The following is a 504-nucleotide window of genomic DNA, read 5'->3' as shown; positions in this document are numbered from 1 at the left end:
AGGATAGGTGGGAGGCTTTGAAGTAATCACGCCAGTGGTTATGGAGCCGACCTTGAAATACCACCCTTGTATGTTTGATGTTCTAACTTGGTCCCCTTATCGGGGATGAGGACAGTGCCTGGTGGGTAGTTTGACTGGGGCGGTCTCCTCCCAAAGAGTAACGGAGGAGCACGAAGGTGGGCTAATCACGGTTGGACATCGTGAGGTTAGTGTAATGGCACAAGCCCGCTTGACTGCGAGAGTGACGGCTCGAGCAGGTGCGAAAGCAGGTCATAGTGATCCGGTGGCTCTGAATGGAAGGGCCATCGCTCAACGGATAAAAGGTACTCCGGGGATAACAGGCTGATACCGCCCAAGAGTTCATATCGACGGCGGTGTTTGGCACCTCGATGTCGGCTCATCTCATCCTGGGGCTGTAGCCGGTCCCAAGGGTATGGCTGTTCGCCATTTAAAGAGGTACGTGAGCTGGGTTTAAAACGTCGTGAGACAGTTTGGTCCCTATCT

At 53.8% G+C, this 504-nt stretch carries 1 rRNA gene; it reads left to right on the top strand.

The window, feature by feature from the left end:
* Positions 1-504 (top strand): 23S ribosomal RNA (locus DF185_RS23155); the annotation flags it as partial.

The sequence above is a fragment of the Marinifilum breve genome (assembly GCF_003202155.1).
Lineage (GTDB): Bacteria > Bacteroidota > Bacteroidia > Bacteroidales > Marinifilaceae > Marinifilum > Marinifilum breve.
Note: the sequence above shows the minus strand (reverse complement) of the source record. Positions and strands in the feature narration are given on the sequence as shown.